The sequence below is a fragment of the Alistipes sp. i18-0019-D1 genome, assembly GCF_042852885.1.
GTDB lineage: Bacteria > Bacteroidota > Bacteroidia > Bacteroidales > Rikenellaceae > Alistipes.
On record NZ_AP031424.1, the window covers coordinates 2,196,981 to 2,223,521 of the forward strand.

The 26,541-nt window shown below is 46.9% G+C and carries 29 protein-coding genes and 2 tRNA genes; 13 read left to right on the forward strand and 18 right to left on the reverse strand.

The window, feature by feature from the left end; all coding sequences use genetic code 11:
- Positions 1-28 precede the first annotated feature (28 nt).
- A complete protein-coding gene (locus ACGHP5_RS09080; protein ID WP_337657708.1) occupies positions 29-949 on the forward strand; it encodes a DMT family transporter in 921 nt (306 codons plus the stop codon).
- A 66-nt stretch (positions 950-1,015) separates the two neighbouring features.
- Here the strand turns inward: ACGHP5_RS09080 and rplI are convergent, their stop codons facing one another.
- The 3 genes from rplI to rpsF are packed head-to-tail and all read right to left on the reverse strand — an operon-like array spanning position 1,016 to position 2,102.
- Positions 1,016-1,456 (reverse strand): 50S ribosomal protein L9, encoded by a 441-nt coding sequence (gene rplI / locus ACGHP5_RS09085; RefSeq protein WP_290532763.1) that lies wholly within the window; start codon positions 1,454-1,456, stop codon positions 1,016-1,018.
- A gap of 19 nt (positions 1,457-1,475) precedes the next feature.
- Positions 1,476-1,754: a 30S ribosomal protein S18 gene (rpsR, locus tag ACGHP5_RS09090; protein WP_010265192.1), complete on the reverse strand. Its 279-nt coding sequence runs from the start codon at positions 1,752-1,754 to the stop codon at positions 1,476-1,478.
- A 3-nt stretch (positions 1,755-1,757) separates the two neighbouring features.
- Positions 1,758-2,102 (reverse strand): 30S ribosomal protein S6, encoded by a 345-nt coding sequence (gene rpsF / locus ACGHP5_RS09095; RefSeq protein ID WP_064974706.1) that lies wholly within the window; start codon positions 2,100-2,102, stop codon positions 1,758-1,760.
- Between the two features lie 142 nt (positions 2,103-2,244).
- Between rpsF and ACGHP5_RS09100 the strand changes: the two genes are divergently transcribed.
- Positions 2,245-2,808, forward strand: a complete 564-nt coding sequence (locus tag ACGHP5_RS09100) for an outer membrane beta-barrel protein (protein ID WP_337756976.1) — start codon at positions 2,245-2,247, stop codon at positions 2,806-2,808.
- A 2-nt stretch (positions 2,809-2,810) separates the two neighbouring features.
- Here the strand turns inward: ACGHP5_RS09100 and thiL are convergent, their stop codons facing one another.
- Positions 2,811-3,845, reverse strand: coding sequence for a thiamine-phosphate kinase (gene thiL, locus ACGHP5_RS09105; RefSeq protein ID WP_337773033.1), 1,035 nt, complete (start codon positions 3,843-3,845; stop codon positions 2,811-2,813).
- Positions 3,846-3,939: 94 nt separating this feature from the next.
- Here thiL and ACGHP5_RS09110 point away from each other — a divergent pair, with 94 nt between their 5' ends.
- On the forward strand, positions 3,940-4,515 hold the full coding sequence (locus tag ACGHP5_RS09110; protein ID WP_290532765.1) for an adenylate kinase: 576 nt from the start codon (positions 3,940-3,942) through the stop codon (positions 4,513-4,515).
- A gap of 230 nt (positions 4,516-4,745) precedes the next feature.
- On the opposite strand, the gene rpsT is transcribed toward ACGHP5_RS09110, so the two are convergent.
- The 5 genes from rpsT to ACGHP5_RS09135 all read right to left on the reverse strand — a co-directional run bounded on the left by rpsT (position 4,746) and on the right by ACGHP5_RS09135 (position 8,399).
- On the reverse strand, positions 4,746-4,997 hold the full coding sequence (rpsT, locus tag ACGHP5_RS09115) for a 30S ribosomal protein S20 (protein WP_015547344.1): 252 nt from the start codon (positions 4,995-4,997) through the stop codon (positions 4,746-4,748).
- Positions 4,998-5,195: 198 nt separating this feature from the next.
- Positions 5,196-5,267 (reverse strand) — tRNA-Glu (locus tag ACGHP5_RS09120).
- Positions 5,268-5,403: 136 nt separating this feature from the next.
- On the reverse strand, positions 5,404-6,162 hold the full coding sequence (locus tag ACGHP5_RS09125; protein WP_390566317.1) for an ABC transporter ATP-binding protein: 759 nt from the start codon (positions 6,160-6,162) through the stop codon (positions 5,404-5,406).
- A 1-nt stretch (position 6,163) separates the two neighbouring features.
- A complete protein-coding gene (locus tag ACGHP5_RS09130) occupies positions 6,164-7,171 on the reverse strand; it encodes an iron chelate uptake ABC transporter family permease subunit (protein WP_390566319.1) in 1,008 nt (335 codons plus the stop codon).
- Positions 7,172-7,259: 88 nt separating this feature from the next.
- Entirely contained in the window at positions 7,260-8,399 is a 1,140-nt protein-coding gene (locus ACGHP5_RS09135) for an ABC transporter substrate-binding protein (RefSeq protein ID WP_337773039.1), read from the reverse strand.
- A gap of 105 nt (positions 8,400-8,504) precedes the next feature.
- Here ACGHP5_RS09135 and ACGHP5_RS09140 point away from each other — a divergent pair.
- Positions 8,505-8,579: transfer RNA gene (locus ACGHP5_RS09140), tRNA-Pro, on the forward strand.
- A 126-nt stretch (positions 8,580-8,705) separates the two neighbouring features.
- Entirely contained in the window at positions 8,706-9,926 is a 1,221-nt protein-coding gene (locus ACGHP5_RS09145; protein WP_390566321.1) for a tyrosine-type recombinase/integrase, read from the forward strand.
- A gap of 73 nt (positions 9,927-9,999) precedes the next feature.
- On the opposite strand, the gene ACGHP5_RS09150 is transcribed toward ACGHP5_RS09145, so the two are convergent.
- Both ACGHP5_RS09150 and ACGHP5_RS09155 read right to left on the reverse strand, forming a co-directional pair.
- Positions 10,000-10,533: a hypothetical protein gene (locus ACGHP5_RS09150; RefSeq protein WP_390566323.1), complete on the reverse strand. Its 534-nt coding sequence runs from the start codon at positions 10,531-10,533 to the stop codon at positions 10,000-10,002.
- Positions 10,534-10,632: 99 nt separating this feature from the next.
- Positions 10,633-11,463 carry a hypothetical protein gene (locus ACGHP5_RS09155; protein WP_390566325.1) on the reverse strand — a complete coding sequence of 277 codons (831 nt, stop codon included), beginning with the start codon at positions 11,461-11,463 and terminating at the stop codon, positions 10,633-10,635.
- A gap of 964 nt (positions 11,464-12,427) precedes the next feature.
- On the opposite strand from ACGHP5_RS09155, the gene ACGHP5_RS09160 reads away from it, so the two are divergent.
- Positions 12,428-12,868 carry a hypothetical protein gene (locus ACGHP5_RS09160; protein ID WP_390568419.1) on the forward strand — a complete coding sequence of 147 codons (441 nt, stop codon included), beginning with the start codon at positions 12,428-12,430 and terminating at the stop codon, positions 12,866-12,868.
- 217 nt (positions 12,869-13,085) lie between these two features.
- Here ACGHP5_RS09160 and ACGHP5_RS09165 read toward each other — a convergent pair whose 3' ends face one another.
- A complete protein-coding gene (locus ACGHP5_RS09165; protein ID WP_390566326.1) occupies positions 13,086-14,126 on the reverse strand; it encodes a Fic family protein in 1,041 nt (346 codons plus the stop codon).
- 195 nt (positions 14,127-14,321) lie between these two features.
- Here ACGHP5_RS09165 and ACGHP5_RS09170 point away from each other — a divergent pair, with 195 nt between their 5' ends.
- The 7 genes from ACGHP5_RS09170 to ACGHP5_RS09200 all read left to right on the forward strand — a co-directional run bounded on the left by ACGHP5_RS09170 (position 14,322) and on the right by ACGHP5_RS09200 (position 21,661).
- Positions 14,322-14,708 (forward strand): DUF6908 domain-containing protein, encoded by a 387-nt coding sequence (locus tag ACGHP5_RS09170; protein ID WP_390566328.1) that lies wholly within the window; start codon positions 14,322-14,324, stop codon positions 14,706-14,708.
- Positions 14,705-14,980 (forward strand): hypothetical protein, encoded by a 276-nt coding sequence (locus ACGHP5_RS09175; protein ID WP_390566330.1) that lies wholly within the window; start codon positions 14,705-14,707, stop codon positions 14,978-14,980. The genes ACGHP5_RS09170 and ACGHP5_RS09175 overlap by 4 nt, the downstream gene beginning before the upstream one ends.
- A 514-nt stretch (positions 14,981-15,494) precedes the next feature.
- Entirely contained in the window at positions 15,495-16,268 is a 774-nt protein-coding gene (locus tag ACGHP5_RS09180; RefSeq protein ID WP_390566332.1) for a hypothetical protein, read from the forward strand.
- Positions 16,269-16,933: 665 nt separating this feature from the next.
- A complete protein-coding gene (locus ACGHP5_RS09185) occupies positions 16,934-18,052 on the forward strand; it encodes a hypothetical protein (protein ID WP_390566334.1) in 1,119 nt (372 codons plus the stop codon).
- A 204-nt stretch (positions 18,053-18,256) separates the two neighbouring features.
- Complete coding sequence (locus ACGHP5_RS09190; RefSeq protein ID WP_390566336.1) at positions 18,257-18,838, forward strand: zeta toxin family protein; 582 nt, start codon at positions 18,257-18,259, stop codon at positions 18,836-18,838.
- Positions 18,825-18,983 (forward strand): hypothetical protein, encoded by a 159-nt coding sequence (locus ACGHP5_RS09195; RefSeq protein ID WP_171024741.1) that lies wholly within the window; start codon positions 18,825-18,827, stop codon positions 18,981-18,983. Before ACGHP5_RS09190 ends, ACGHP5_RS09195 begins: the two co-directional genes overlap by 14 nt.
- A 677-nt stretch (positions 18,984-19,660) precedes the next feature.
- Positions 19,661-21,661: a hypothetical protein gene (locus ACGHP5_RS09200; RefSeq protein ID WP_022332285.1), complete on the forward strand. Its 2,001-nt coding sequence runs from the start codon at positions 19,661-19,663 to the stop codon at positions 21,659-21,661.
- 114 nt (positions 21,662-21,775) lie between these two features.
- On the opposite strand, the gene ACGHP5_RS09205 is transcribed toward ACGHP5_RS09200, so the two are convergent.
- The 6 genes from ACGHP5_RS09205 to ACGHP5_RS09230 all read right to left on the reverse strand — a co-directional run bounded on the left by ACGHP5_RS09205 (position 21,776) and on the right by ACGHP5_RS09230 (position 26,444).
- Complete coding sequence (locus tag ACGHP5_RS09205; protein WP_022332286.1) at positions 21,776-22,168, reverse strand: hypothetical protein; 393 nt, start codon at positions 22,166-22,168, stop codon at positions 21,776-21,778.
- 348 nt (positions 22,169-22,516) lie between these two features.
- Positions 22,517-23,059, reverse strand: coding sequence for a hypothetical protein (locus ACGHP5_RS09210; RefSeq protein WP_022332314.1), 543 nt, complete (start codon positions 23,057-23,059; stop codon positions 22,517-22,519).
- 29 nt (positions 23,060-23,088) lie between these two features.
- Positions 23,089-23,631: a hypothetical protein gene (locus ACGHP5_RS09215; protein WP_178611852.1), complete on the reverse strand. Its 543-nt coding sequence runs from the start codon at positions 23,629-23,631 to the stop codon at positions 23,089-23,091.
- Positions 23,632-23,642: 11 nt separating this feature from the next.
- On the reverse strand, positions 23,643-24,035 hold the full coding sequence (locus tag ACGHP5_RS09220; protein WP_130065262.1) for a hypothetical protein: 393 nt from the start codon (positions 24,033-24,035) through the stop codon (positions 23,643-23,645).
- A gap of 36 nt (positions 24,036-24,071) precedes the next feature.
- Entirely contained in the window at positions 24,072-25,073 is a 1,002-nt protein-coding gene (locus ACGHP5_RS09225; protein ID WP_130065260.1) for a hypothetical protein, read from the reverse strand.
- 9 nt (positions 25,074-25,082) lie between these two features.
- A complete protein-coding gene (locus ACGHP5_RS09230; RefSeq protein ID WP_390566340.1) occupies positions 25,083-26,444 on the reverse strand; it encodes a hypothetical protein in 1,362 nt (453 codons plus the stop codon).
- Between the last annotated feature and the right edge of the window lie 97 nt (positions 26,445-26,541).

Sequence of the window (26,541 nt, forward strand, 5' to 3'; positions counted from 1 at the left end):
TGTCTTTGCGGGGTAAACGACGAAACGGATGAACAGACTGAAACCCCACCTCGCCCTGCTGGTGTGCAACGTCCTCTGGGCGATGGATTACCCCTTTTACAACATCGTCCTTCCGCATTACGTGCATCCGATGGCGATGGTCTCGGCGTCGCTCGTTGCCACGGCGCTCTTTTCCCTCGTGCCGTTGCTCTGGCAGAAGGCCGAGAAGGTCGAACGGGCGGATATTCGCAAACTGATCGGCGCCGCGCTGCTGATCGGCGTGCTGCGCAAGGTCTTCATCATGTACGGTTTGTCGATGACCTCGCCGATCGACGGTTCGATCATCGACACCATCGTCCCGCTGCTGGTGCTGGTGCTCTCCGTGCTGCTGGGGATGGACCGTTTCACCCGGCTCAAGATCACGGGACTCGTGCTCGGCATGGCGGGAGCCGTGGCGGTGGTGCTCGCGGGAGCTTCGTCGAACCACGCCCATTCGCACCTCTGGGGAAATGTGTTGATATTCCTGTGCGCCTGCGCAACCTCCGTATATATGGTGTGGTTCAAGCGGCTGATCGCCAAATACCGCATTACGACGGTGCTGCGGTGGGTTTACTGTGCGGCGGCAGTCATGGCCCTGCCGTTCGGTATAGGCCCGATCGTTCACACCGATTTCGCAGCCATTGCCCGTCACGCCCTGTTTCCGACGCTTTTCGTGCTGATGGTCCCGACCTATGTGCCCAACCTGATGCTCAACTATGCCCTCAAAACGGTACAGCCCACCGTGTCGAGCATCTACACCTATTTGCAGCCCGTGCTGGCGATCGCCATTTCGGTCGGGATGGGGCTGGATAAACTGCACGCCGACACGGTGATCTTTGCGCTGGTGATTTTCGTCGGGGTGGGGCTGGTGCTCCGGTCCTACACGGTGAAACCCCGGCAGGCCGGTCCGCCTGCGGCGGGGCCGCATTGACGGGGCTGTCAACGAAAAAAGAGCCTCCCCGAAAGGGAGGCTCTTTTCGTATGGTGTGCTTTCGAGTTACTCGGCAGCGGAAACCGAGAACTTGATCGTAGCCTTGACCTCCTTGTGCAGGCGGGCCGTAGCCTCGAACTCGCCGACGGTCTTGATGGCCTCGACGCTGATCTGCTTGCGGTCTACGGTGATGCCCTTGGCGGCCAGCGCCTCGGCAAGGTCCGCTGCCGTGACCGTACCGAAGAGTTTGCCCTCCTCGGCCTTCACCGACAGCGACAGCGGCAGGTTGGCGATGGTCTCGGCCAAAGCCTGCGCGTCGGCCAGGATCTTGGCGTCCTTGTGGGCGCGCTGCTTGAGGTTCTCGGCGAGGACCTTCTTGGCGGCGGCAGTCGCCGACTTGGCGTAGCCCTGGGGGATCAGGTAGTTGTTGGCGTAGCCGGGCTTCACGTTCACGATGTCGTTGGCGTAGCCCAGGTTTTCGATATCTTTGATCAGAATTACTTCCATGGTCTTGTCCTCCTTTTAATTATTTCATGCAATCGGTTACGAAGGGCAGGATGGCCAGGTGGCGCGCACGCTTCACGGCCTGGGCGACCTTCTTCTGGAACTTCTGCGAAGTACCCGTCAGGCGGCGGGGAAGAATCTTGCCCTGCTCGTTGAGGAACTTCTTGAGGAACTCGCCGTCCTTATAGTCTACGTACTTGATGCCGAGCTTCTTGAAGCGGCAGTACTTTTTCTTTTTGACGTCTACCGATACGGGATTCAGGTAACGGATTTCCGACTGTGCTTTGTTGTCCTGTGCCATGGTTTACTCCTCCTGCTTGTTAGAAAGTTTCGCACGACGTTTCTCCGAATATTCTACGGCGTATTTGTCCTGCTTGAAAGTTAAGAAACGGATCACGCGCTCGTCGCGGCGGTACTGCGTCTCGAGCGTGTTGATGAGCGAGCCTTCGCCCGTGAACTCTACCAGGAAGTAGAAACCGGTGGTCTTCTTCTGAATAGGGTAGGCGAGCTTGCGAAGGCCCCACGACTCCTTGTTCACAATCTGACCGCCGTTCTCGGTGATAACACCCTGGAATTTGTCAGCAACCTCCTGTACCTGTGCATCGGACAGAACCGGCGTGACAATGAAAACGGTTTCGTAATTGTTCATAATGCTTTTAATTAGTTAATTAAATCCCCAAAGGGACCGCAAAGATAGGGATAAATTCTGCAAAAACAAAATTCCCTCCCGGTTTTATGCCCGATTGCCGGATTTTGTGTATCTTGGAAGTCGATTATCGGGAGCGAATCTTATGGTAAAGCAATTGTCGGTTTTGTTTTTTGCGGTCGCCGCGGCCTGCGGGCTGCAGGCGCAGGAACGCGCCGGGGCCGGACGTGTAGAGGGCGAGGCGGCCGTCGGTGCGACTTTTGGCTATTCTTCGCTGAAGGGGTATGCGAACGCTGCGGCGGGACCTTGCCTGGCGGTCGAATGCCGGTATAATTTCAGGCGGCGGCCGTTCGATGCAGGCCTGCGGATCGAAGCATCGCTCTATTCGAGGCAGCCCCGCAGCAGTTGTTCGTCCGACCATTTCCCGGTCGCCGCCGTGATGGCCGTCGGCGGTTACAACCTGCCGGTTGCGCGGGCCGTGACACTCTATGCCGGAGTCGGAGTGGGCTATGCGGGCATTATGGGGACGGCTGCCGAAGCGGAAGCCGACGATGCCCGTTTCAACGGACAGGTCCGGTTCGCCGCAATGCCCCGCATTGGCTGCGAGTGCTGGAACCGGCTGCGGGTTACGCTGGGGTATGTTTGTACGGAGCGGGCGAACCGTCATTTGTCACTGACGGTGGGCGTAGCCATCGGCGGACGACGGTAGGTTTATTCCTCGGGGAACCCCTGCGCCTTGAGTTTTATCTCCGAACCGTCGGGCGTGACCAGGTAAGCGCCGGTGGATTGGGGAGTGATGTGGCCGATAACGTCCACCAGACCCAGCCGCATGATCTGTTCCTGCATCGAGAGCGGCACGGTGAAGAGCAGTTCGTAGTCCTCGCCGCCGTTCAGCGCCGCCACGACCGGATCGGCGTGCATCTCCTCGGCCAGCGAAGAGGTCTGCCGGGCGATCGGGATGCGTTCGAGGTAGATGCGCGCGCCGCACGAGGACGACTTGCAGATCTGCATCAGGTCGCTCGCCAGGCCGTCCGAGAGGTCGATCATCGACGTGGGGAGGATTTTCTCCTCGGCCAGCGCCCGGACGATGTCGGTGCGGGGACGCGGCTTGAGGTACTTTTCAAGCAGGTATTCGTAGCCCTTGAACTGCGGCTCGGGGTTCTCCACGTCGGCGAGCACCCGTTTTTCCCGTTCCAGCAGCTGCAGGCCCATGTAGGCCGCGCCGAGGTTGCCCGTGATGCAGATCAGGTCGTTCTGCTGCGCACCGCCGCGGTAGACGACCTTCTCCTTTTCGGCGTGGCCCAGCGTGGTGACGGTGACGACCAGTCCCGTCATCGAGGCGCGCGTGTCGCCGCCCACGAGGTCGATCTCCTGCTCCTTGCAGGCGAAGGCGATGCCTTCGTAGAGGTCCTGGAGGGCTTCGACGGGCAGTTTCGAGGAGACGCCGAGCGACACGGTGATTTGCGCCGGGAGGGCGTTCATGGCCAGGATGTCGCTCACACCGGCCGTCACGACCTTGTAACCCAGGTGCTTGAGCGGGAAATACGTGAGGTCGAAGTCGATGCCTTCGTAGAACGAATCGGTCGTGCAGAGCACCGCTTCGCCGCGCCCCGGGGCGATCACCGCGGCATCGTCCCCCGCGGCCTTGAGCGTCGAGGCGTTTTTCGGGGAGAACCCGCTGGTCAGCAGGTCGATGAGTCCGAATTGTCCGAGCGAAGCGATCTCGGTGCGCTTTTTTGGGTCCATGAATCTAAAATTTTTTACAAAATTAACGAAATACTCTTGTTTCCCCAAAAAATAACGTAATTTTGCCCGGTCCAAATTACTAAAAGGGTTAGTTATGGTTAATATCGTCTTATTCGGCGCTCCGGGTTGCGGCAAAGGCACGCAGGCCCAGCGTCTGAAGGAACACTACGGAATCGATCACGTTTCCACGGGCGAGGTGATCCGCGACGAGATTCGCCGGGGTACGGAACTGGGACAGAGCATGGAAGCCTGCATCAAGGCCGGGCGACTGGCTCCCGACGAGATCGTAATCGGCATGATCGAACACTATGTCACCGAGCACATGAACGCCGCCGGCTGCATTTTCGACGGCTTCCCCCGCACCACGGTTCAGGCCGAGGAGTTCGACAAAATCCTGGCCAGACACGGCCTGCAGGTCGACGTAATGATCGACATTCACGTTCCCGAGGAGGAACTGGTGCGCCGCATCCTGCTGCGCGGCAAGGACTCGGGGCGTGCCGACGACGCTTCGGAAGAGGTGATTCGCGGGCGTCTGGACGTTTACCGCGAGCAGACGGCCGTCGTGTCGGACTACTACGCCGCACAGGGCAAATACGCCTCGGTCAACGGTACGGGGACGATGGAGGAGGTTTTCTCCCGCATCGCCACGGTGATCGACGGTTTGAGATAGCGGGCGCAGGTCCGGAGGGGCCGGGAAGTCTCCCGAAATGAAAATCACCCCTGTCGGAGTTGTCTCCGGCAGGGGTGATTTGTGTGAAATCCGGATTCGCCGGACAGCGCTTTTCGCCGTGCCGGAAGGGGGGGGGACGGAAAAAGCCGCCCGTTTCCGGTGCGGCTTTTCAGTCTCGGTGCGGGGTGTGTCCTCCTTGTCTTTGGATGGCCCCTCTCTCGGACGAAGATTTAGAGTGCGTTCACGTGCAGCTGGATCGAACTCTTCAGGTTCGCAGCCTTGTTCTTGTGCACGATGTTGTGCTTTGCCAGCTTGTCGAGCATGGCGGTTACCTTCGGAAGCAGGGCCTCGGCGGCGCTCTTCTCGGTGGTCGTGCGCAGGGCCTTCACGGCGTTGCGGGCCGTCTTGTGGAACAGGCGGTTGTGAGCACGCTTCGTCAGGGTCTGACGAATTCTCTTCTTCGATGACTTATGGTTTGCCATAATCCGTTAATTTTATTTTTACTTTTTTCAGTCGTTTGGCTTGAAACGGCCTTGGCCGCCTTCGGATAGACCCCAAGGTCCGCTCCTCGAAAAGTTTTTCACCCGTAGGGGTCGTGCCGGCGATCGCTGATACTTCGGAAATTCACTCGCTGCGCCTTCCCGCCGCCTTTGCCGCTGCTTTCCCGGCCCCTTCGTTTGTAGCCCATAGGAGAGTCGAACTCCTCTTTCAAGAATGAAAATCTTGCGTCCTAACCGATAGACGAATGGGCCTTTACCGCTATCGCATGCCCCGAACGGGGTTACTTTAGCGGTGCAAAGGTAAGCAAAAAAGTGACTTGTACAAAAAATATGCGGAAAAATTACGGTTTTTTTGTTGGAAGCCCCTCGGACGGCTGTTTTTGCGCTGTCAGCGCAGCCGTACGGTCCGCGTCTCGGGGTCGAAGCGGGCGTTTTCGCCCGAAAAGAGACGCTCGATCAGCCCGCTGCCGACCATCTCCCCCGCAGGGAGGTGGTGCAGCGAAGGGGTGTCGATCAGCGCCACCGAGTCGCAGAGCGAGAGCGCCACGTCGAGGTCGTGCGTCGAGAAGAGGATGCACTTGCCCTCGTCACGGGCCAGCCGCCCGAGCAGCGTCGCCAGGGAGTAGCGGTTCGGAAGGTCGAGGAACGCCGTGGGTTCGTCGAGCAGGATGACCGGGGTGTCCTGGGCCAGCACGCGGGCGATCATCACCCGCTGGCACTCGCCGTCGGACATGCGGTCCATGGTCTTGCGGGCGAAGGCCGACATCCCCACCAGGCGGAGCGAACGTTCGACGACGGCGCGGTCGGCCTCCTGCATGCGACCGATCCAGTTGGTGTAGGGCGCGCGCCCCAGCGCCACGACGTCCTCGCAGGCGAGGTTGGCAATACGGACCTTGTCGGTGGTGACGAACCCCACGGTCGTGGCCCGCTCGTGGGGCGTGAGCGACGCCAGCCGGCGGCCGCAGAGTTTCACGTCGCCGGAGACGGTCGTCCCGAGGCCTGCAATGGCCCGCAGCAGGGTGCTTTTGCCCGTGCCGTTGCGTCCGATCAGCGCGGTCAGCGATCCTTGGGCGAAGGCGGCGGTGACATCCGCGAGCAGCGTGCGGCTGCCGTAGGAGAGCGTGATATGGTTGAGGGCGATACTCATGTCAGAAGATATTGCGGTTGCGGACGACGACGAAGATGACGACCGGAATGCCCATCAGGGCCGTGATGGTGTTGATCGGCAGGGCAAGGCTCTTGGAGACGAGGTCGCAGACCAGCAGCAGGGCCGCGCCCGTGAGCATCGACCCCGGCATCAGGATGCGGTGGTCGGCCGAGGCGAAAAGCATGCGTGCGAGGTGCGGCACGGCCAGCCCGATGAAACCCACCGGGCCGCAGAAGGCGGTGACGGTGCCCGCGAGCAGGACCGTGGAGAGGAAGATCAGCGTGCGCGTGCGCTGCACGTTGAGTCCCATCGTCCGGGCGTAGTTCTCGCCCAGCAGCAGCAGGTTGAGCGGCTTGATGACGGCGACGGCGAGCGCCAGTCCCGCGGTGACGACGGGAAGCAGCAGCGCGAGCTGGCTGCCCGTGACGTCGCCCAGCGATCCCATGGTCCAGATGACGAACGATTTGAGGGCCGCCTCGCTCGACAGGTATTGGAGGATTTCGACCACCGAGCTGATGCCCGAACCGAGCATCATGCCGAGGATGAGGATGACCATGATGTCCTTGATGCGGCGGCTGACCGCCATCACGACGGCCAGCACGAGCGCCGAGCCGAGCCACGCCGCTCCGGCCACGCCCAGCGACCGGACGAACGAATGTCCCGCGACGCCCAGCAGGGGGGCGCCCAGCAGGAACAGCGCGACGCCGAGTCCTGCGCCCGAACTGATGCCCAGCACGTAGGGGCCGGCCAGCGGGTTGCGGAAAAGGGTCTGCATTTCGAGGCCGCCGGCAGCGAGGGCCGCGCCGGCGAACAGGGCCGTGACGGCTTTCAGAAGCCGGATCTTGAGGATGATGTCGCTGACGGCAGGGTCGCACGCGCCGCCCGTGAGCGCCGCCCAGACGTCGCCGAGCGGCACGGCGACCGATCCCACGGCGAGGTCGGCGATGAAAAGCGCCGCGGTGAGCAGCCCGAGCGCCGTGAAGAGGAACGTGGTTCTGCGTGCTGTCATTTAGCGGTACCGGAATTTGAGCGAGATTTCGTAACGGACGTCGACGAAGCCGTAGAGCGAAAGGAGGAGAATGGCGGCGGTTTTCATCTTATTCGAGGCGTTTGTAATAGCAGGTCGGGACGCTGTCGCCCGAGAAGATCGCCCGCAGGTCGCGCAGCACGAGGTCGGGGTGCACGACGCCCGATTCCCAGAAGTCGGAGCCTCCGGCCGGGGTTTGGCGGCGGTTGTTGTTATAGACGTTCCGTTTGCGTACGACCGGAATGCCGGAAAATTTCGGGTTCTGGGCCGTCAGTTCCGCCAGCGTGTTGCAGGCGCCGACGTTGAGCCAAAAATCGGCGGCGTTGGCCAGCAGGTAGGCCTCCTCCATGTCGACGGCCACCGACGTGTCCGAATCGTTTTTCGTGTAGACGTATTCCCCGCCGGCATCCTCGATCAGGCGGATCATGTAGTTCTGTGTGGAGGGCAGGAACCAGGTGTCGCGGTAGGGGGTGTTGAGCATCACTTTCGGGCGCGGCGCATCCGGGGCGGGGTGTGCTTTCAGGGACTGGTAGTCCCGGGCGATCCGTTGCAGCGTGTCGGCACCGGCCGCGCGCAGGTCGCAAAGCTCGGCCGCGAGGACCAGCCATTCGGCCTTGCCCAGCGGAGATTCCTCCACGTAGTCGCCGATATATACATAGGGAATGCCCAGTTCGCGGAGTTTGCCCGTGACGACGGTGTTTTCGCCCGTCACGCCGTAGAGCAGCATGAGGTCGGGGCGCATGGCGGCCAGCAGTTCGAAATTGAGGTTCGTGTCGTAGCCCACGTCGCGGACCTCGCCGCAGAGGCGGTGTTCCCGGACGTAGGGATTCGAGATGTAGTCGATGCCCGAAACTCCCGAAACGCGCCGGACCTGACCGATGGCGTCGAACATCGCCACGTGGCTCGACGACATGCACACCACGTGGCGCACGGGGGCTTTTACGGCTTGTCCGGCGAAGTCGGCGGGTGCTTTGGCATCGTCGCGCAGGATCAGCAGGTGCTGTTCGATCTGGCTGCCGCCCTGCCACGGGTTGCGGATCGTGACGAGCGTCGAGGCGTCCTTTTCGTTTCCGCGGATGTAGAAGCCCGATGCGTGGGCCGGGGTGTAAATCTCGGTTGTGAAATCGCTCAAAACAGGCCTCGAAGGGCCTCCGCAGGCTGATGCGAGGGCCGCGGAAAAGGTTAGCAGAAGGCGTGAAAATCGTTTCATTTCCGCAAAAATAGAAAAAAATCCTGCGGAAATGTGTTTGTTTTTGAAAAAAAGACTATATTTGCAGTCCCAAAGCGAAGGGTTTTGACCTTTTGACGAAGGAATCGGGGCGTAGCTCAGTCCGGTTAGAGTACACGTCTGGGGGGCGTGTGGTCGCTGGTTCGAATCCAGTCACCCCGACTGATGGAAAAGCACTGATAATTCAACAATTATCGGTGCTTTTCTTTTTTATCCGCACCTGCCGAAAATGGGCGGTTGACGCCACGGTTGACGCGAAAAAGTCAACCAAGAAGTCAACCGAATCCGATGAAAACATCTGTTTCTGTCGTTTGTTACAGGTACAAGGTACTTGCAAACGGAGAATCCCCGCTGATGCTCCGCATTTCCAAAGAGGGCCGCCGCACGATGAAAAGTCTGGGCGTGTCGGTCGATCCTAAATTCTGGAATTTCGACGCCAACCAACCCAAACCCAACTGTCCGAATCGGCAGTTGATTCGTCAAATCGTACTGAAATACGAAACCGAATACAACGGCAAGATTCTGACGAAAGAAATCAACGAGGAAGAATTTACCCCGCAGACGATTGTAGCCGAACAAAAGGAACGCATCAAGGCGCAGACCGTCGAGGAGGTCTACAAAGCGATTATTGCCGAGTTGAAAGAACGGGGGAGTGTTGGCAATGCCTATGCCTATCTGAACTCCTACAACGTGCTGAAATCCTTTAATCGGGACAAACCGCTTAATTTCACGTTCAGCCGCATCGACGCCGATTATCTGGAAAAATTCGAGGAGTGGATGCGGGCGCGGGGGAATAAAGATACGTCGATGAGTTTTCAAATGCGTACTTTGCGGGCCGTGTTCAATCGGGCGATTAAGCTGAAAGCCGTTGCCCGTGAGAAGAATCCATTTACCGACTATAAGATTAGCAAATTCAATACCCGTACACCGAAACGAGCGTTGAGCAAGGCGGATGTAATGAAAATCGTCGAGGCGGATTGTACGGCGGAGAGCGATTCTTGCCGATTAGCACAAAGCGTTTTTACATTCTCTTATTTGTGCGGGGGAATCTCGTTCGTCGATGTGGCGAATCTGACACCCGATAATATCGTGGACGGGCGATTGTCATACAATCGTCAGAAAACGCACGGAGCAATCCATGTTCCGCTGTCGGAAAGGGCGATGCGGATTGTAGACAGCTATGCCGAAATCTGCGAACGGTCGGGCTATCTGTTTCCGATACTCGATTCGTGCAGGCATACAACGCCGATGCAGAAACGGAATCGGGTGCATAAAGTCTGTCATCAAGTCAATGCCGAATTGCGCCAATTAGCCCGCAGATTGAATATTTCGGGAGAGGTGACGACTTATGTAGCCCGCCATAGTTTCGCTACCGTGCTGAAGAAATCGGGTGTAAATATCGGCATCATATCCGAGGCGTTGGGGCATCATAGTCTGAAAACCACTCAAATCTACCTTGATAGCTTCGAGAACTCGCAGATAGATGCGGCGATGCAGAACTTGCTATGAATGATTGAGGGGGCTATCCAGTAATGGATAGTCCCCTCTAAAAGATATGAATTGAAAGAATTGTTGCGTCCCGTTACTCTCGATCGAAAGTTACGATTGGCAGGGAGAACAAGGCGATATACGCCCCGTAGGCCTCCTCTACCCCAAGTTTGATGACTGCCTGCACATTGTAATAGCCGTCGAAGACGATGTGCTGGGCTACACAGTCGGGATTCAGCCCGAGCCTTGAACAGTAGGCGTCGAAGCCTTCGACCTGACGAAGACGGTCGGCTGTCCATACGAGGTGTCGCAGGCACAGCGTCGGGTCGGCATAGAGGTCTTCGGCATAGGCCATGATGGCCTCGGCTTTCTCCTCATTCGACCACGTTGTGGTCGGAGCTGGCTTGGTTCTGCTGGCAAGCCACATGAGATTCCAGAATGTGTGCTGCCAATTTTTAGTGCTTTCATCGACAACTTCAAATTTGAGTTCCTCGGTTTCCACCACCTCATCTTTGTCGTTGAGCTTGTCGATGGTAACGGTTGCAATGTTCGAGATTTCGCTCTCGGGGGCGCTCATCGTGCCAGCACCTTGTGCAGCATCCAGAGTGAGTTCTTTTTGTTTCTTCATTTTTTTTAATGAATTTACCCTGAATGCTGCGAATTTTATACCAATGTGATTTTCAGGTGTTTATGTGTTTTTGTCAGGCAAGGATATTAAAAACACATACTATTCCTTCACCCATGAAATAGGTATTGAAGACATTCCATAGGTCTTTTTGCAGTTTTGGAGCATATCATATGTGTTTTTATACGACAAGTCCTGTTTTGACACGATGTCAGAGCAGGCTGTCAGGTAATCACTAATGACTTGGCACAACCCCTGCGGGACAGTAGGTCTGATGCGGAGATAGTCTCGGAGGAACAGGAGAGTGTTGTATCCGAGAAAGCTGGCAAAGGTCGGCCGACGCTTGGGTGGATTGCCTTCTCTGGATTGGGAGTGACGAGGCGGATTGCCCAAAGCGTCATAATGACTGCGATATTCTTTCTCAATCATTCGCAGTAACCAGTTACAAGTATTCGGAATCTGAACACTCGACGTTCCACCATAAGAAAGCAAATATTTTTTGGATGGGTCGAAGCCGTCTTTCTGCATCTGCTGTAAAAACTCATATACCCGTAATACCTCCTGCCGTTCTGCCTCATCTTGTAAAACGAAATTGTCCTCATCTGTATATGGATGAAAAACCGAACTCATCAACGGAGCGAGCAGAAGTGTGTGAAAGATCAACTCATGCTTTGCTAAAAAATCGTGTTGTTCTTGTAATGCCTCCACATTTTTGTAATACGGGAGGTCGAATATAATTCCGAAATCATCGGGGAACCTATCCAAGTTCTGGTACATCCAGAATTTCGGGAGAAGATTCATCCGATTATCATCATCCACGCTACAAGTAGATTCGATATACCGTTGGATATACCGATAAGAAAACCCGTAGAATCGTTCAAGATAAGGATAAGTTTTTCGAATGATACAAACGGGAACAGAGATAACAGCCATAGTCTTGGAATTTGAGGATAAACAAAGATAGAAAATTTCCGCTGAATCATCTGCACTTAAAGTTGTATTTATTAAATATTTTTACTATATTTGTGATAGCAAATCCGAGATCGGAAAATTCTTTTTGCTTCCATAGAAAAATAAGTTTACAAGGCAGATAAGGACAGTAATAATGCTGCCCTTGTCTTTGCTTCCTATTTCCATATTTTTTGAGTACGAAACGGATATTTCCTTTAATACGATCAATCCAGAATCAAAAATTATGGAAGATACGGATCAAGAGATAGAGTAGGTTTCCGAATGACGGGATAGAGAGTTGCTCAAATCTGTCCTGTGCAAACTGCTCAAAAGTGTCCTATATATACACTACCTACTTATACATAACCTATTAAAGTCTTTCAGACCATGTATTACCACATCAAAGACCGCAAGTGATTCGATAACCGCAAGCAGGCCAAAGAGCATTACGGCATTGCCTGTTTTCGGAAACTATTGCATCTAAAAGAGATTATATTTACCAATAACACAAATTCCATTGCTAACGATGAATTATACCGTAATCCCCAAATCAATCGTGACCTTTCAGACGGGAAACAGTAAACCCGTCGATGTTTATGTGTGAGCCGTCATTAAATGTTGCTCCAACCACAAGACCAACATATCTCATGTAACCGAGGAAAAGCTATCCTTACTGACGGGATTGGATGAACGAACAATCAGACGGAGCATTAAACGCTTAAAGGATGCAGGCTGACTGACCGTTCACACAATCATTAAAGAAGATGCAGACAGAGGTTTTATAAAGCGAAATTCCTACTATATAAAGCCAGCGAACAAAGATTATTTCTTTTTGGACAACTGCTTCTTTAAAAAGAACTATCCCGCCAAGATTGCAGGATTTCTGCTGCTATTAAAGGCAATATGCCTTAATAATACCGATACCGTTCAATGAAGCAACAGCCAGATTGCAAAGGCTGTCGGATTGTCCCGTAATACAACAACTGCATTATTAAATGAATGTAGGCGATTAGGACTTATTAAAGCCATAGAGAAAGGCTATGAACTGACGGCAGGTTGTTTTATCAATTCAGCAGTCAGAAAGACCGCCGCAGGGATTTATAAAGAGATATGCAATTTCTGCAAATCAAAGAGCATAACACCGCCCAATTGGGATAAGCGGGCAATGTCGGTACTGCTCACAAAATACAATTCGATAAATTTATCTGCATCGGAACCGATAACAATTACCTATCAACTGAACGAACGGTGCAAAACCTTACCCGAAAAGGTATCGTTACCTTACTTTATAAAAGTTCTCGATATGCAGAAACAGTATAAAACCGTTACGGAACGAGCCCAACACGCAAAACAGTTTAAGGACGATTTCAGCGGTTTTGCATTTTAGATATACGGCCCCCGTGCTTACGCACGAGGGCTTTTTCATTTAATATGAGAGGGTGACATATTTTTGGAATTTCTTATTTATATACCCCTTGAAAATTGCGTCACTCCAATTTCTCTCTTTACATACGCGCCGTAGGCGCTTATCCTCAAAAGACAAAAAATACAAACTCCAACCCACAATGACAGCGGATTGGAGTTTCCTATGAAGAGGGATGATTTCAAAAATAGGTTTTTACGGCAAACGCGAACTGCTCGATGAAAATCTGTTTGAAAGCGGATAGATTGTTCTGTTCATAAAAGAGGAGCATGGCCTTTTTATAATCAATAGAGTCCACGGTGCGGAACGACAGAGGGCAATAGTTGTTGGCAATCAACAAGGCATTGCTGACGATACGTGCCGTGCGCTTGTTGCCGTCGTCGAATGGCTGAATATAGGAAATTAACAACAGAATAAGCAATGCTTTCTCAAATACGTTTTCTTTCCTGTTTACGACTTGGCACATTTGTTCCAGCGCTTCACGAATCTGAAACTCATTGTCCAAAGGACGGTAATTCGTCCCCGTGATGCCTACGCGCCGTATACGGATATTGCGATCGACAGCCAGTTCCTTGACAAGAATCGAGTGGATCGTTTCGATCTTTGTCACAGTCAGCTCGGACAGATAGTCGGGATTATCGAGGATGAAATCCAAAGCATCTTTGTGGTTGAGCAGCATCACCGCCTCATCCTTGCTTTTTCCTGCCGCCGTCTCTTTTTCCAGCAACAGACGTTCGGTTTCCAACAGGGAATAGGTGTTACCTTCGATTTGAGAGGACTTCCAACTTAAATCCACCCCAAGACGTTCCATTTCCTTACGGTATTGTGCCGCAGACAATTTCGAGATATTCTCGGCAAACATATGTTGCAGACCATCGAGGCGCTCGATTTCATTCTTCGTAAACAGCGAAGCGACGGCAAGTGTCGATTCGATTAAATCGAAGTTATAGGTTTCGTTGATTTGCCGTTCATCAATTTCCTGACTGAAATAGCCATCCAAATCGACAGGTTGAAACAGTGCATAGGCTGGGGACAGTGCATAACGGCTCGCCTTACCTTTTCCTGTGACGAGCAACACATCGTCCGCAAGCAGTTTTGCCAAATCGCGACGCACAGTAGCATAAGCTACGGTTTGACCAATACCCTCGAAAATCTCCGTAGAGGAACATTGCGGATGTGTTGTCACATACCTCCTAATAATATCCAGCCGATCGTCTGCCATAGTTGTACTTTTGATTCTGCTCACAAATATATGCATATTCTGCTTATTTTATTTTATTTGCGAGCAGAAAGTATTGTCCATGACGAGCAGAATCAAAAATCAATCCGCCAAATTCTGCAATCTATCTCCCCTACACACACGCCTACTCTATACTAAAGCCCCCTCTCCCTTGTCAAATGTAAAACCGTTTTATCAATGAAAACACTCGACAGGAGAGCCGCGGGGATTTTCCGCAGCATGTTAGCTTTACAGACAACCAAAATTGACAACTCGGACGGTACTTATATGCCCGTCCATCTTGAACTAATCGGCCGTATCGACCAGTACGACTTCTTTTCGCTGGCTCATTACGGACAGCAAAACGGCGATGCCATGCGAGACCCCGAAATGCTCTTTGCCCTGCACAATGAAACTCAGCAATTTATCCCGTACTACTATCGTAATGACTATTGCGGTATCGAGGAAAAGAGCGTCAGATGGTCGGAAGATGGAATAGCGTTGAATCCTCGCTTGCAGGCCAGCCACACAACCTTTGCTAATCAATGGCTTCGTAACATAGCCGCACAACAAGGAATCCAATGACAGCACAGCTATTGGTGGAGAACTGCATACTGACAAATCAAACCGCAGTCGTGGATGAAATGCTCAACAAGAATTTGCTACCCGAAGAATATATCTATCCCTTTGTGGGCGATGTTATGGAATGGTGGCTGATTGATTCATGGCTGGCCGAACGACTGAAACGGGAGGGAGAGATTATTATCGACGAATACGGTTGCTGTTGGTGGGGACGATTAGCCAGCGGACAGTCTATCTGTATGGACAGCGTGATACGGAAAATTGCAGGAGAGTAAAACTACAACCGTATTTCTTTTATTGGAACGCATAAATTACAGAAATTAGGGGTATTGTAATCTCTACAAGATTTTACTACCCCTAATTTTCGTTTTCGTGCTGGCATATTCTCAATAATTGAGGGTTGGAATAATTTGCAACTCCCGATTTGAGGGAATATGTCGGCTTGTTCTTTATAATTCAATCTGCAACAGTTCCGAGAAATCGGAAAGATGTTTTGCTTTTTAGTTTGTCTTGTCTATCTTTGTGGCACATACGACAAACACGGAAAGTGTAACTTGTTCTCAACTTGCGAACGTAGGAAATTCGGAAAGGTAGAGAGAATAGGTCAACATCTTCTCGCGTCATATCCATTCGTGGGTATAGGCGTGGGGCTGTTGCTTATTTATCTACCAAGGTTTCCTACGACCTGCAAGTTTAAGTAAGTTTTCGGCACCACGCTTTCTGTTTACTTAAATCAAAAACATTAACCGTCGCGGTGGTGCTGGAGCGACAACCTAAACTTATTCAATTATGAAAAAGTTGTTTCTTATCGTGGCTGCTATGTTTGCGGCAGTTTCTTTCTCGGCTTGCTCCGATGATGATGACAATGGCGGGAAAGCGCCTACTCCCGAAAAATGGGTTAAACAGATAGTCTTTCGTGCTGAATGGGACGAATCATGGACAACCACTATAACCTATGATTCCGAGAATCGTGTTAAAAAAATAGACGGTTTGAGAAATGATTCTTATGAATTTACCTACAATGGAAATTCGTTAACTGTAAAAGGTAGCGACAGGACTTATACATGTAAATTGAATTCATACGGTTATGTAACAGAAGTCACAGAGGACAATGATGAAAAGGACGGGGCAATTTATTACACACTTGAATATGATAAAAACGGTTATTTACAACGTATTGAACAACGTTATAGTTATAATGAATCTCGGGTAAGAGTGAGCGAATGTACATGGAGAGACGGAAACCTTGTAGAATCCAAACTCACCGATTATTATGAAGATGGCACTGACATAACGACGGTAAAATACTCTTATTCCCAAACAGCCACACCCATTAATATTGACCTATTTTATATTGATGGAGGATATATAGACGTACTTGAACCACTTGATTTGTTGGGATTCTATGGCAGGCAAAGTGCTAAATTACCTAATAAGGCTAATATCACCTATTCAGGTGAGTCAGAATCGGAAAGCGATGATTTTGGCGTTTACACATTAAATGACGATGGCACTGTTGCAAGAATAGATTGCGGGTCGGTTTCTTATGAACTGATTTACTAAACAAAATAGTCAGAGGGACAGACTTGTGCAAAAGGGTTAACTTATAGACCCTCTGCACAAGTTTGTCCTTTCTTTTTTACTTGCATATCTCATAAATTTTTCGTATATTTATGTCATAATCAGAGATTTATTTAATAATATAAATTTTAGCTAAAATGAAAAGAAAAACACCAAAAACAGAATGAAAAGCAGGCAAGGAGAAACGGGACGACAACCAAATATCCTATATTGCCAAATCCGTATCCTATGATGATTATGACGGAGTTTGCCTATTCGTCGGGAGAAAAGAAGATGAAACCGTCCCGTTTACCTTTTACTATTTCTTTGCATTGGACATCGACCAGCAGCAACCCGTAAAAATGACATTCCAAAGACGAGGGAAGCCGATAGTTTCAATGTCTTGTCCGTTGGACGATATACACGGAGATATAACGCTAATCATGCCTAACGTTATTGAGTTTTCAAATTCCGCAGAGAGCGTAAACTTGTTTGCCGTTCACAACAAAAGTGACGCCGTTAGCTTTACATATACGGCAACGGACGGAACGCAAAAAGATTTCAAATTCCCGTTAGTTGGGTTTAATGAAAAGTATTTGGAGCAGTTCATATAATTTTGATGATCGACAAAATTTTTCATAATTTAGATAGATAAAACTACTAAATTTATGAGTAAAGTTGTTTATTTATTAGGTGCAGGTGCAAGTTTCGGCAAACGAATAAGTAGAGCCGAAGAAATAGAAGCAGATAAAAATCATGGCAGAATTACATTTATTAATCCAGCTGCTCTTGCATATAAAATTACAGAAGGACTACCTATTGTTACAGAAATACCAGAGAGAATAGGTTACATAATCAAAAAATTGGAAACCATTCAACTCGCAGAATTGTCTGAAAAGACTATCCTTCCTCTCGGTCAATTTGGCGGCATGGGAGTTACATCGGCACGAGAGATGTTTATCAAAGATTTGAAATGGTTACAAGAAGAATGTGCCTCTCATGCCACAATAGATACTTTCGCAAAAAAACTTTGGCTCAAAAAAGAATTTGAACTTTATAAAAAAGTCGAATGTTTATTGGCTCTATATTTCATCATTGAACAGATAATCAATAAACCAGATAATCGGTATGATACATTTCTTGCCAACATATTAACCTCGCAACTGACCATTCCTGACGAAATTCGTATTGTTACATGGAATTATGACAGTCAATTTGAGATCGCGTATAAAGAATATTTAGATGATAAGTTGGATAAAGATTTGATTACAAATTTGAGACTACTAAGTAGAGGAGATAGTATCCCTCCATTTTTCAATCCCAGCATATTCAAAATAAATGGTTCTGCAACATTTCGAGAAATGAGGTCATTAGGGGCATTTTGCGGAAAAGGCGCAGATCAGGAACTAACCGAATCTATTTTGATTGAATTATTAAATTATTATGTCATAAATTTAAATAAAGATAATAATTCTTGTAAATTGTCCTTTGCGTGGGAAGATGATTCTGAAAAAAATAAACAATATTGGCTTAATTTGGAAGGGAATACCCAAGACGCTGTTTCATTAGTGGTAATTGGGTATACATTTCCTTTTTTCAACAGAAATATAGATCGAACATTATTTGATGCTATGAAAAATTTAAGGACGATTTATATTCAAGATCCCAATGCAGAAAATTTAATTCAGAATATTAGACCCGTTCTATCAGATTATCATTCTCAAACTAAAATTATTCCCTTAACAAATGTTGATCAATTCTATTTACCAGCCGAATTATCAATATAGACCAAACAACAAAAGCTACTGAAAATTGGTAAAAACAGAAAAGCGGCAGGAGGGGAAATTTTCCCGCGCGTTTTTCTCCACAAGTTAGGAAGACCGACTTTGACAAGGGGGCTTATAATAGACCCTTTGAAAAAGTTGGTCTGATTTTTTATCCAGTTGAAAAATGGGAGATAGCACGAAAATAGCTATCTTTGTCAAAAGGATATGGCGAAACTTTATATCATAGCAGGTTGTAACGGTGCAGGGAAAACGACTGCATCCTATACCGTGTTACCCGAAATGCTGGGATGTAAAGAGTTCGTCAATGCCGACGAAATAGCAAAGGGGTTGTCGCCGTTCAATCCCGAAAGTGTGGCAATCGAAGCAGGACGGCTAATGTTGCGACGAATGGATGATTTGCTTGCCGAAGGTGCGGATTTTGCATTTGAAACGACGTTGGCAACTCGTTCCTATGTAAAGTTTGTGGAGCGAGCGCAGGCAAAAGGCTACTTTGTAACTTTACTCTATTTTTGGCTACCTACGCCCGAACAAGCTATTGAGCGTGTAGCGACACGAGTAAGCGAGGGCGGGCACAATATCCCGTCGGATGTCATTCGCCGTCGTTATGCAAACGGCATTAAGAACCTTATAACACTCTACACGCCGATTTGTAATTTCTGGGCGATATACGATAATAGTTCGGCAGACGCAGAAATTAAAATCATTGCATCGGGTGAAAAAGATATAACAATCCATGTCGAAGATGCGTTATCCTATAAAATGATTTCGGATTATGAGCGAGGTTGAAATAAAACAAATGCAGGAGAAAATCAATGCAGGGATTCTACTTGCCCGAAAGCGTCTGATTGAGAAAACCAAGAAAGAGGACGGCGAATTGGTGGTCGTGCGTGACGGAAAGGTCGTGCGCATTAAAGCCAAAGATTTGAAATAACTGCAATTTGTTTGGAGTTAAATTGCGTCGTATCTTAAAGAATAGGGAAAGAGGGCCGAAAAAATGCGGCGTTTTTCCTTTGACTGCAAATATGCAAAAGAAGATAGCTTATCATCAATAGTTCACTAATGTTTAACCTTTGACTGTTAAATCAACCGAGAAGTCAACCGCCACGTTTGATAAAAGGATAATGCGTTGAAAATAAGTGCTGTACTCTGTTTTAGAGTACACGTCTGGGGGGCGTGTGGTCGCTGGTTCGAATCCAGTCACCCCGACTGATGAAAAATCCTTGATATTCAATCGAATATCGAGGATTTTTCTTTTGTGGTATATAGTCCGAAAAATGGCGGTGGTACACAAGTGGTACATAAATGGTCGCTATTCGAAAAATTTCAATCTCAGTCGTTAAGTATTTGGCTGTTGGTTAGTTGCTGTGCTTGGGCCTATATAGTCGCTCCGAACAGGCGGATAATGAATTTTATCAGGTTTGTGGCTATATGAGCTGTAATTGCGTCGCAGTAGCTCCTATTAGTGTTTCATATAACGCTTGTCATCAACAAATAAACCGAAATGATTGGAATTTTATCAGTAAAAACTTGGTATTATAGTAGTTTCATCCTCTAACTCTTTGTTGTTCGCATTAAATTTAATATTTTAGAGGAAAATTCTTTTGTATTATGGAAGCAAGCAAGGTTATTACTTATAGTCTTTTGGCTCAAATCCGGAATTCGGGCAATTTTGTGAATAGCTCTGTTGAGATATTTGTCCCGATAGTAAAATATGCGTTATATAAATTAATAACTCAATCTGGTGTTTATAAAGGCGCGTCTATAACTGAAATATCTACGTGGATTTGCCAATACTTTGGTTTGGATTTTCCTCCTGCTGTTTTAGAAAAGATTTTATTAAAAATCGGACAAGAAATCAATACTTCTGAAGAACTAAAACTACAAGTATATCGAGATGGTAGTTTTTGGATTAAGAATTATTCATTTGAAGAGTTTAATGATATCTATGAAACCAATCGTCAACAAGTCGAATTGGTGCAAACGATGTTTAAGCAGTTTTGCGATATTAATGATGTTAAAAAAGATTCATACAATACAATATTTGATTTTGTAAATCTGAATAAACTCAAAATATCGAATTATCTTGCAAATCGAGATTATAGTGTAAATGGGAGTAAATTTTCTATAGAGGCCCAATTTGTGGAATATTTCAGAAATATCCCCGGTTGCTACGAGGTAATTCGAAAAATTTATTTAGGCTCTATTTTATCTTGCTATCTTTCTGAATATGAACCCCAAGATAAAATGATGTCTGATGTAGAGCTTTTATTAGACACGAATTTTATAGTTAGTTTACTTGATCTTAATACTCCAGAGTCTACTACTACTTGCCGACAATTATTGAAAATAGCATCAAGTTTCGGGTATTCCTTGCGTGTTTTGAAAGAAACAATCAAAGAAACGACAGATTTATTATTGAAAAAAGCCGAATATTTTGATAAATCGTTTCTTCCTAAACTCATTAATCCAGAAGATATTTATAAAGCATGTGAACGCCGCAACCTTAATAGAAATGACTTAGAGCGAATTGCTGATAATCTGGAGAATATTTTAGTTGATGAATATAGTATTCTTCAAATTCCATACACTGTTAAATATCAGAATTTGGCTAAAAGTAGTACGGAATATGCAGAATTTAAGAAGATCAGAAATACTGATTTTGCAGCATTACACGATATTATGGCATTGTATTATGTGCGAGAGAAGCGTGGTAAAAAGAAAATAAAACATTTTGAGGATGTAAATTGTTGGTTTGTAAATAATGCTATAAATCATGATAACTCAGATTATGTAGGCTATAAGTTAAGAGGGTATCAGCCAGAAATAATTAGAGCTGACGAATTATTATGTGTGTTATGGTTTATTAAACCAGATATTGGAAATGGCGATTTGACAGATGGCGTTGTTGATACGAATTTGAATGCTTTGATATCATGTACTCTAAATTCATCTTTACCGCAAGCATCCATTATAAAAGAGTTGGATGATAATATTCAGAAATACAAAGATGCCTCAATATCAGACAAAGACATTCTGCGGATTGCGACACGTATTACAACTCATCAACTCAAAAATATTGAGGAATTAAATGAAATTGCAGAGTCAGATAGTAAACAGTTTGTTCAAAAATTGAAAGAAGAGGCTGACAAACAAAAACAAGAGGATGATAAGCGCATTGCTCGGTTTGAAGATGTTTTGAAAAAATTAGAACGACTGTCATCGAAACCGTCTGATATTGAAGTCGAGAAGCGTAAACGGTTTAAATTAATAAATGAGAATAGAGAACGGGATAGAAATGACTATATAAAGAAACAAATTTGTAAATGGCGTTTGAAAACATGGTATTGGGTTGGTGGAATAACTGTTATTTTATTGGTGTGTCTTGCTTGCTATTTAGTATTGCCATCTACCGAAGGAATAGATTGTTTTCTCCAAAAGAAGTCAATATCATTAATTGGGGCATTTATATTGGGAGTTTTTGATCTTTTTGTAATCAAAAATCTTTATGATAAATATTGTAATCATTCGAATATTAATGCTTTTAAGATGAATATTATTGTGCCGGAAGAATTGAAAAATTTAAATAGAATTGAGGATATGCCAAACTGAAAGTTTTTTTGCAACTGAATAATAAGTTAGATATTTTGTTCTTTTTAGCTATAAATTACCTTATGGTGCAATGAAAAATGACCTGCCAATATGTTTTGGCAGGTCATGCAAATTTTACTCCGCCGATGTCCCGATCAGCAACAGAATCGAAATGTCGGTTTCAGCCAGTTTTGCATCCGTGCCGCAACCCCAGACGATATTTACCTGCGGGGCAAATTCGTGGATGACGGTTAAGAGGCTGCATAGGTCGTCGAAACTAATCTCCGATACAGGATGATAGCTTACTTTTACAATCACGTCGAGGTCGGCTTCGATGTGCCGGGCTTCCAATTCGGTGCGGAGTTGTTCCGCCAAGATGGGCATTGTACCCTCGACCGTAATTAGGGCGCAAGATGCCGCGCTATTCAAAATGCGGTCGAAATCGTTCCGGACGATTTGCACCATGTCGTCTTCCGATGCGCTGAATTGGGTGTCGAGGTAGAGCCTGATTTCTTCTTTGTTTTTCATGTGATTTTGTTTTTGGGGGTAATACATTCCGGCTGTGAATACGCAGGTCAATTCAGCCGCTATGTACTGGAGACCATCATTGCGGCTTGCTTATTTAAGCCCTATACATTGGCTCGAAACAGGCGGTTAATGAATTTTATCGAGAGTGCGACTACATGGGCCGAAATCGCGTCGCAGTATCTTCTGTCGGGATTTAACAAAGCGACCTGCCGGGTTGCGGCAGGTCGGGACAACTAAGAATGGTCGGGATAAAGATTCGGAAAGGATTTGGATAACAACTTATAACTATGTGCTTTATCCGAGACCGAAATTATATACGAAGGGAAAATTATGATGAATTATGCAAGATTATTTAATATTGTAATGTTCTTTGTATTTGGCTTGCAATACCTTAAATACTTCTTTATAGTCGGGGTCTTCTGAAACCAGTTTTATTCCATCTTTGTCTCGGAAACTTGCTGTTACCATCATATCAGAAGCTTTCAGCGTGAAGCTCCATGGATAACAGAAATCTTCGGCACTGTCTCCGAAGTCAAATATAATATTAAACGGGCTCGTGTTGTCCAAACCAATACATTCTAATACGACAGTGCTATTTGCTGAATATTCCTTTGCGATCTTCGTATTTCGGACAGTGAAAAGCATACCTGCTCCAGCAATGTTGGCTATTCCCATAATAGGATAATCTGCTTTTTGGGTGAAGAAGAACTGCATATCGAATCCCCTCCGAGAATTTTGATCGGTGATTGCTTTCGTACTTTCTTTGAAAGAATAAAACGCATTGTCAATTGCCAAAGCATATCCCTGCACATTCGTAGTTTTTGCCTTTTCTTGCGCTGCTACAGTGAGGCACAATGCCAGCCCCACAAGGATTAAAATAATTTTTTTCATGATTGTTTGTTTAAGGTTCGTTAATTTCTTTATGATAAAAATAATGCTCCTAAAGATATGATTCCGAGAATGGGTAGTAATAATGTGAGAATTAAGCCTACGATAAATAGAAAAATAGCCTCACCTGCACTGAATACCCTGCAAAGAGCTAAAATAATGAGCGCAATGAAATAGCCGATGAAATTAAAGAAGATAGAAGCCACTATTAGCACGATTAGTCCCAATAAAGACCATAAACAACCGCCTCGGTCTTCTTTCTTCTCCGGTTGGACATTGATAATGGTTTCATTGTGTGTTGATTCGGTCGGGCATATCGGATGTCCGCATTTAAGGCATGCCGGAGCATAGCGGGAAACTTCAGTGCCGCAAGCCGGGCAATGAATCAAAAGAGGTTCTGGTTCCGGTTCTTCGGCAGGGGTTTCTTCCGGGGCTTCTTTTGTTAAAGTCATTTTTGGATATTTCTGTCTTAAGTACAAAAATCCTATGATGAACAACAGAATCACGATAATTGACCCCATAATACCGTATTCACCGAAATATTCCTGTATAAAGGTTGGTGTGGTTTCTTCCATGGAAGGTTAATTTATTCGTCTTTCTCCAATTTTCGGGTGCGATAGATGATTAACAATCCTAAACAAAAAGCAGTTACGGCTATTCCAATGGCGAGTCCTGCCCCAATAGAGAGAAGTAGATGATTGATTGAGTCGATAAGGTCCGTTAAAGAGGGGTTTTCCTTGAAATCTTTTGAAAAATCATAAAGGTCTTTAATAGCATCTCCTATTAAGTACATAATAACAGCGGGTGCTATTAGGCATGCAAGCATAAAGAGTGATTTGAGATAGCTTATGCCTCCCAATTTTATCGTGATTGCAATTCTTTGTAGTTTCGAATGTTCTTCAGTCTCTTTATATAATCGGCGGCCTTCCCAATAAAATATGAGGCCTAATACTAAAGTTATAGATACAATTAGTCCCATAATAATGCAAGTTAGTAATTATGCAGTACGTTAAGTTTATTCTTTACAAGACGAAGAATACGCTGTGGAGTATAATTCGCGGCATTTTTGAACTATTCTTTGTTGGTTGTTATTGTATTTCTTTCGGATTAAGTCATCACATCCTAACACGCGGATTGCAGCTTCATATCCTTTCAGCATAAAATAGAATCCGAAATCCTTTTGATCGCCAGTTATTAAATCATAAAATTCTTGAGGATCATGTATTTGTTTAATTAGACCGAAAGTGTCCATTTCCGGAAGGTCGTTTTGGTAGTTCTCGGTTAAAATTTCTTGGGGTGTCATACCCGCCGTTTGTTTTGCATGCTTGAAAAATTGTTGTGCGGTACAATCTCCATCGTTTAATCCGACAATAAATCCCATTGCGTAGATCTGTTCAAAGGTCGCTTTGTATATTGAGTTGTCCAGTTGGGAGGATTGCCGTGCTGATGCTACAAATGCAGTTGTCATAGCTTCCCAATCCAACATGCTTGCATCGGTTGTAAGGTCTTCGAGAAAATATAATTCCGGGTAATCTTTTTTATATTCAGCCATATTGAACATTAAGACTGAATCTTGTCCTTGAACTTTGTAATACCAGTATACATCGAGAGTTTCGTCGGTGTAGGAATAGATAATAGAATCTTGTATGGCGGCAAAGCATGGAGAATCACAGCATTCCGAGATACAACGATCTACCTCCGAAACCAAAGCATTCATTTCTGAATAAGGCTTATTCGTTATTTTTGATAGGATACTTGCTCTTTGTGCAACATCTAATGTGTCACAATATAAAATGCTGTTAAGGGATCCGCTCATGCTCACCAATTCCTGAAAAACACGCCCTTTAAACGGCTGTTTGAATTGGGTTTTCAGTTGTTCTAACGGTGAAGGGGCTGACGGCTGCTGTGTGGAGTTTGTTTCCGTTCTCGTATTGATAAATGCGGTTTTTTTGTGAATTAAAAAATATCCGCATAGAACCGTTATTATACACAGCAGAGAGATGATTATTCGTTTCATGGTATTTGGTTAATAAAGGCTTGTCAATTTCCCGTCGGTGAAAACTAAAATAGAGTATTTGGGCGTTGATGCACCTACGCTGTCGGCAAATCCCATCAGTAAGGTTAAAGCCATTGCTTCTTCGCCGGAAAGTTGCGTCATCGCTGCGGCGACTTGCATGTCTTGTTTGTCCTTATTGAAAGTCCATGTTTCAACCCTATGCCCGGATCGCATGTTTTTTCCTATATCGTATGATTTTATGTCAATTACCTCCTGACACATTTGTTGGGTCATGCCGAGTTCGAGTTTTCCTTGATAAATAAGCGAGCCGTATCGTTGACCATATTTTTGAATCAGAGATTTTTTTCGTTGCTCCTCTTTTTGTTGTTTCTGTTGCTCTTGGGCGAGCTTTTGAACCTTTGCTTGTTCCTCTTTTTGTTGTCGCGCCTCTCGGGCTTTCCGTTGTGCATCCAGCCAAGCCTTTGTTTCAGCTTTTAGTTTGATTTCATATTCCTTTGGAGATAATCCGTCTTTCCATTTTCCCGTTTCGGTATGTCCTGTGGCGGCAAAAACCATTGTTCCCTCGTCCGGTGCGCCATTATTGAGTTTTCCAACAAACTTATCTCCATCCGCATTGGTAATTTCCATGTTGACTGTTCCTGTAAATGGGACGATATTACCCTCAAAAACGCATCCGGCTGGAATTTCCCATTTGTGATTAGCTCTTGTTATTTCCGTGATGCTTGCGTAGCGATATTTGCCGCTTGACGGAGTGTCGGATATGAAATTTCCCTCGAATGTGTCGCCACTGGCATATTCGATTTTACCGTACCCGAAGTGCCCGTCGGATAGCCTTCCAGTAAAACTATCCCCATCTTTCGTTGTTAATGTGCAATCAAAAGTGCCTGTATAAGGTTTTTTATCTTTGATTGTTCCTGTAAAACTGCAATTAGCCGGGTAGTGCCATATCTTATATCCCAGCGTAATATCTCCCTCGGAGGCAAATATCATCGTTCCAAGGCCGGAAGAAAAAATCATCTTTCCATTTTGGATGGAACTCTCGCTAATTTCTCCTTCAAAAATATCTCCGTAGGCAAATTTGTAAGTTCCGCGTTTACATTGATCGTTATACCATTCTCCGTCGAGTTGATCCCCGTTGGCAAAATACATAATGCCCTTGCCATGTTTGAGCTTCTTCCTTCCGATGAAAATTTTTTGAATCAGAGCGTATTCTGAATATTTCTTGGGACTGCCTTTCCGGATTTCTCCGACATATTTGACGCCATTCTCGTATTTAATGGTGGCGCGTTTGGGTTTGGATGATTGGGCGAAACTGTTAGGGCTGGTGAACAGTAAGCCGATTAGGATTGTAAGTAAAAGTAGACGTTTCATAATTGCGAAGTTTTATGCCATATACGAGCCGGAGACTTTTTGCCATTCATATTGATAGATATGCGCTTGGGACCTTTCTCAATTTGTAACAAATCAC